6 protein-coding genes are annotated in these 5,402 nt (G+C 72.3%); 4 read left to right on the top strand and 2 right to left on the bottom strand.

Annotated features, from left to right (window positions below; genetic code table 11):
* Window positions 1-119: 119 nt before the first annotated feature.
* On the bottom strand, window positions 120-530 hold the full coding sequence (locus ACWEVO_RS29050; protein ID WP_452310665.1) for a cytochrome c maturation protein CcmE: 411 nt from the start codon (window positions 528-530) through the stop codon (window positions 120-122).
* The gene (gene ccsA, locus ACWEVO_RS29045; RefSeq protein WP_452310664.1) at window positions 527-1,303 is read right to left on the bottom strand and encodes a cytochrome c biogenesis protein CcsA; all 777 of its coding nucleotides are present in this window, start codon (window positions 1,301-1,303) and stop codon (window positions 527-529) included. The genes ACWEVO_RS29050 and ccsA overlap by 4 nt, the downstream gene beginning before the upstream one ends.
* Before the next feature lie 133 nt (window positions 1,304-1,436).
* Here ccsA and ACWEVO_RS29040 point away from each other — a divergent pair, with 133 nt between their 5' ends.
* From ACWEVO_RS29040 to ACWEVO_RS29025, 4 genes are all read left to right on the top strand, one after another.
* On the top strand, window positions 1,437-2,471 hold the full coding sequence (locus ACWEVO_RS29040; RefSeq protein WP_452310663.1) for a cytochrome c oxidase subunit II: 1,035 nt from the start codon (window positions 1,437-1,439) through the stop codon (window positions 2,469-2,471).
* 17 nt (window positions 2,472-2,488) lie between these two features.
* Entirely contained in the window at window positions 2,489-4,417 is a 1,929-nt protein-coding gene (gene ctaD, locus ACWEVO_RS29035; protein ID WP_452310662.1) for a cytochrome c oxidase subunit I, read from the top strand.
* A complete protein-coding gene (locus tag ACWEVO_RS29030; RefSeq protein WP_452310661.1) occupies window positions 4,414-5,040 on the top strand; it encodes a cytochrome c oxidase subunit 3 in 627 nt (208 codons plus the stop codon). Before ctaD ends, ACWEVO_RS29030 begins: the two co-directional genes overlap by 4 nt.
* Window positions 5,040-5,402: hypothetical protein (locus ACWEVO_RS29025; RefSeq protein WP_452310660.1), on the top strand; the 363-nt coding region annotated here is incomplete at its 3' end. The genes ACWEVO_RS29030 and ACWEVO_RS29025, both read left to right, overlap by 1 nt.

The raw sequence follows: 5,402 nt of genomic DNA, 5'->3' as shown, positions 1-5,402 counted from the left end.
CGCCGAGCGTGGCCAGCCGGGCGGTACGGGCCGGCGCGCCGAGCAGGGCCACCCGCAGCCAGAGCAGCGCGGCGAGCGGGGCGACGAGCAGTCCGGCGGCGAGGCCGCCGGTGCCGAGGTCACCGAGCATCGGACGGTTCCGGGTGGGCGGGGGAGGAGGGGCGGTACTCGTTGCCGTGGCGTACCAGCACCTGGTCGGCGTCGAACACCCCGTCGGTGCCCAGGCGCCCTTCGACGACCGCGTCCTCGCCCTCCCGGAAGGTTTCCGGGGGCACGCCACGCTGGCGTACGGCCACCCGGTGGCCGGCGTCGGCCAGCTGGAACAGCACGAGGTCGCCGTCGTGGCGCAGGGAGCCGGGGACGACCTCGCCGCCGAGGCGGACGCGCTGGCGGCCGGCCGCCGGGTCGGTGAGCACCTCACCCGGGGTGCGGTAGTAGGTGAGGGTGTCGCGCAGGGCGCTGGTGACCAGCAGGCCGCCGGCGGCGAGCAGCACCGCGACGAGCGCGAGGCGTCCGGGCCGGCGGATCATCTCACCCGCGCCGGGCTGCGCCGGCCGGTGCCGGTCGCCGCCGTCGGCGTCCCGCCGCCGGCCGCGAGCCGGCGTTCCAGCCACAGCATGCGGTGTGCCAGGGCCAGGAGCGCGCCCGTGGTCGCCGCCGCCATGGCGAGCAGCAGCGCGAGGGCCATCCGGGGGTCGATCGGCGGCCGTTCGGGGGCGAGGATGGTGGCCTGCTGGTGCAGCGAGCGCCACCAGAGCACCGAGAAGTGGACGACGGGGACGAGCAGGAAGCCGGCGATGCCGGCGACGGCCGCCGGGCGGGCGATCCGCGGGTCGCCGCCGTCGGGTCCGCCGGTGCGTTCGGCCAGCGCCCGGCGCAGGGTCAGATAACCGGTGTACGCCAGCAGCAGCAGCGCGGTGCTGACCAGCCGCGGGTCCCAGGCCCACCAGGTGCCCCAGACCAGATGTCCCCACAGGGATCCGGTGCCGATGGCCACGGCGGTGAGCACCACCCCGATCTCCGCGCTCACCCGGGCGACGCGGTCCCAGCGCAGGTCCCCGTTGATCAGGTGGGCGATGCTGGCGGCCAGCACGGCGGCGAACGCCAGATACGCCACCCAGGCGGCCGGCACGTGCAGGTACATCAGCCGCTGCGCCTGCCCCTGCGTGGCGTCCGCCGGTGCGAGGACTCCGCCGGTGAGCCCGGCCGCGGTGGCGAGCCCCGCGGCGATCCAGGCCGTCGTGCGGCGCGCGTGGGCCCCCCGTGGGTTGTCGGCGGTCAGGTCCACGGTGGTGGTTGGCATGCTCTTCCTGTCCGCGCCGTCGGCGCTTGCCCGGCTGTGTCCCGAGCACCGACTCTAAACGGACCAAACGGAGGATTCGTCAAATTCCGGTAAGAGCCAGCACATACCTCGGTAATCGCTAGGGTCGGTGCCGGTGGACACGAGACGCGACGTGACGAGGGGCTCCGAAGCGGAGCGCCGGCGCCGGCGGCTGCTCCCGGCCGTGGTGCTGGGAGGCGCGCTGGCCCTCGCCGGCTGCTCCTCCGGGGCGCCGTCCGCGCTGGACCCCGCGGGCTCCGGAGCGGGCCGCGTCGCCAACCTGTGGTGGCTGCTGTTCTGGATCTCCATGGCGGTCTTCGCCGAGGTCATGGCCGTGCTGGCGTGGGCGCTGCTGGTCCGCCGCCGCCCCGACGTCCGCGTCCGGCACGGGCAGCCGCTGCGGTTCGTCACCATCGCCGGCGCCGGCATCCCGCTGGTGATCCTGGTGACCGTCTACGCCGTCGGCCTGCGCGACCTCGCCGCGCTCGGGGACGATCCGGGCTCGCGCGCCCCGACCATCGAGATCACCGGCCACAAGTGGTGGTGGGAGGTACGGGTGCAGGGCGTCGACGGCGCCACCGCCAACGAGCTGCACATCCCGGTGGGGGAGAAGGTGCTGGTCCGGCTGCGGGCCGCGGACGTGCTGCACAGCTTCTGGGTGCCGCAACTGATGCCCAAGACCGACCTGATCGCCGGCGAGGTACGCGAGACCTGGCTGCACGCCGACCGGGCCGGCAGCTACCGGGGCCAGTGCGCGGAGTACTGCGGCACCCAGCACGCCCACATGGCCTTCCTGGTGGTCGCCGAACCCCGGCCGGCCTTCGACGCCTGGGTGGCCCGACTCTCCGCACCGGCCCCCGCCCCGCAGACCGACGCCCAGCGCCGCGGCCAGGAGGCGTTCGTGCAGGGGACCTGCGCCGGCTGCCACGCCATCCGGGGGACCGGCGCGGGCGGCCGGGTCGGACCGGACCTGTCCGACGTCGGCTCCCGCTGGAGCATCGGGGCCGGGGCGGTGCCCAACGACGGCGGCCACCTCGGCGGCTGGATCGCCAACTCGCAGACGGTCAAGCCGGGCAACTACATGCCGCCGCAGCCGGTGGACCCGGCCCGGCTGCCGGACCTGATCGCGTACCTGCAGTCGCTGAAGTGAGCGGAGGGAGGGGAAGGATGTCCACGACCGCGGCGCCGGCGCCCGGGGCCAGCCGGGAGGATCTGGCCGCGCTGGAGGAGCACTGGGGGGAGCGCCCCTCGCTGCGCTCCTGGTTCAGCACCACCGATCACAAGAAGATCGGGCGGCGCTATCTGGTGACCGCCGGGTTCTTCTTCATCCTCGCCGGGCTGAGCGCGCTGGCGATGCGTACCCAACTGGCCCGCCCGGAGTCGCGGCTGCTCTCCCCGCAGGAGTACAACCAGCTCTTCACCATGCACGGCACGGCGATGATCTTCCTGTTCGCCACCCCGATGCTGTTCGGGTTCGGCAACTTCCTGGTCCCGCTGATGATCGGCTCCCGGGACATGGCGTTCCCGAAGCTCAACGCGTTCGGCTACTGGGTGTTCCTGTTCGCCGGACTGTTCATGTGGGCCAGCCTGCCGTTCGGCGCCGCCCCCAACGGCGGTTGGTTCGCGTACGTGCCGCTGACCGAGCGCACCAACACCCCCGGCCTGCACATGGACGTCTACAGCCTGGGCCTGCTGTTCCTCGGGATCGCCACCACCGCCGGCTCGATCAACTTCATCGTCACCGCGCTCAAGCTGCGCGCGCCCGGCATGTCGCTGAACCGGGTGCCGCTGTTCGTCTGGGCGATCGTGGCCACCGCGTTCATGGTGATCTTCGCGTTGCCGGCGCTGAACCTCGACAACGCCATGCTCTTCCTCGACCGGCGCTTCGGCACCCACTTCTTCGACCCCGGCGCCGCCGGCAACGTGCTGCTCTGGCAGCACCTGTTCTGGATCTTCGGGCATCCCGACGTCTACATCATCGTCATGCCGGGTCTCGGCATCGTCTCGGCGGTGCTGCCGGCGTTCACCCGGCGCGGCGTGGTCGGCTACCCGCTCATCGTGTTCGCCATCGTCGCCATCTCGATCGTCTCGTTCGGCGTCTGGGTGCACCACATGTTCGCCACCGGCCTGCCCCGGCTGTCCTACAGCTTCTTCAGCGCGGCCAGCACCATCATCACCATCCCGTCGGGCATCCAGATCTTCGCCTGGCTGGCCACCATGGCGCTCGGCCGGCTGGTGCTCAAGGTGCCGATGCTGTTCCTGATCGGGTTCATCGTGACCTTCGTGCTCGGCGGGTTCACCGGCACGATGTTCGCGCTGACCGCCTTCGACCAGCAGGTCACCGACTCCTACTTCGTCGTGGCCCACTTCCACTACGTGCTCATCGGCGGGGCGGTGTTCCCCATGCTCGCCGGCATCTACTACTGGCTGCCCAAGATCACCGGCCGGATGTACCACGAAGGGCTCGGCCGGTGGGCGTTCTGGCTGGTCTTCGCCGGCATGCACGTCACGTTCTTCCCCATGCACCTCTACGGGCTGTTCGGCATGCCGCGGCGGGTCTACACCTACCGCAGCGAGCCGGGCTGGGACGGCTGGAACCTGGTCAGCAGCATCGGGTCGTACCTGCTCGGGCTCGGGCTGCTGCTGGTCCTGATCGGCGTGCTGCACGCGATCCGCCGCGGGCGGCCGGCGCCGCCGGACCCGTGGGGCGGCGACAGTCTGGAGTGGTCCACCGCCTCGCCGCCCAAGCCGTACAACTTCCCGGTCCTGCCCGAGGTGCACAGCGTGCACCCGACGTGGGACGAGGCGAGCCGGGAGTCCATGGGCGCCGGCGCCACCGGCGACCGGATCCTGGCCGACGGGCGCCGGACGCTGTTCACCAGCGAACTCGACGGCCGCCGCGAGCGGGCGGTGGAGATGCCCGAGGCTTCCCTGCAACCGCTGCTGCTCGCCCTGGCGATGCTGGTCTTCTTCACCGCGATGCTGTTCGCCTGGTATCCGGTCGCCGCCGTCGCGGTGGTCGCCGTGGCGATCACCATCGCCGTCTGGCTCTGGCCGCCCCGGCGGCCGGACCGGGAACTCGGGGTGCAGCCATGAGCGCACGCAGCGGCCTTTCCGCCGCCACCGGTACGGAGGCGCTGACCACCGAACTGCCGGTGGGCCGGTCGACCGGCTGGTGGGGCATGGTGATGTTCGTGACCACCGAGGCGACCCTGTTCGCCACGCTGCTCGGCAGCTACTTCTACCTGCGCTTCCAGCACGGTGGCCCATGGCCGCCGGACGGCATCAGCAAACCGAAGCTGCTGGTCCCGCTGGTCATGACCGCGGTGCTGCTGCCCAGCAGCCTGCCGGTGATCTGGGCCGAGCACGGCATCCGCAAGGGCCAACGCTGGCGGCTGCGCTCCGGGCTGGCCGCCACCCTCGTGCTCGGCATCACCTTCCTGGCCCTGCAGGCCAGCGAGTACGCCGAGAAGCTGCGCGAGTTCACCATCACCACCAACGCGTACGGCTCGCTGTTCTACCTGATCACCGGGTTCCACGGGCTGCACGTGCTGGTCGGGCTGACCATGATCAGCTGGCTGCTCGCCGCGTCCCTGCGCGGCGGCAGCTTCGGCGCCCACCGCCACGAGCGGGTACGCAACGCCGCCATCTACTGGCACTTCGTCGACCTCGTGTGGGCGGCGATCCTGTTCACCGTCTACCTCTCGCCGAGGCTGTGATGAGCACCCACCCCGGCCCGCGCGCCCGGCTCACCGGCGGCCTGCTCTTCTGGTACGCGGTGCTCGGCGGCGCCATCGCCTGGGCGGTGCACCTGCTCGCCGTCTGGGGCATCGACGAGCTGACCTGCGCCGGCGGCAGGGAGCGGATCGGGGCGCTGCCGCTGCGCGGCGTCATCGCGGTCGGGGTGGTACTGCCCGCCCTGGCCACCGTCGGTGCCCTGCTCGCCGCCGCGCTCGTCTGGCGGCGCACCGCGCACCCGACCGGTGGGGTCGACGAGCGGCCGGTGGGCCGCGGCCGGATGGTCGCCGTGGTCGCCATCTGGTCCAACCTGCTGTTCCTGACCATCATCGTGCTGGGCGGC

The organism is Micromonospora sp. NPDC003776, assembly GCF_053605645.1.
This window is presented reverse-complemented; position numbering and strand designations above follow the sequence as displayed.

Bases quoted from the DNA above. Each gene is read 5' to 3' on its own strand.
- ACWEVO_RS29050 (WP_452310665.1), bottom strand. From the start codon at position 530: ATGATCCGCCGGCCCGGACGCCTCGCGCTCGTCGCGGTGCTGCTCGCC.
- ccsA (WP_452310664.1), bottom strand. From the start codon at position 1,303: ATGCCAACCACCACCGTGGACCTGACCGCCGACAACCCACGGGGGGCC.
- ctaD (WP_452310662.1), top strand. From the start codon at position 2,489: ATGTCCACGACCGCGGCGCCGGCGCCCGGGGCCAGCCGGGAGGATCTG.
- ACWEVO_RS29030 (WP_452310661.1), top strand. From the start codon at position 4,414: ATGAGCGCACGCAGCGGCCTTTCCGCCGCCACCGGTACGGAGGCGCTG.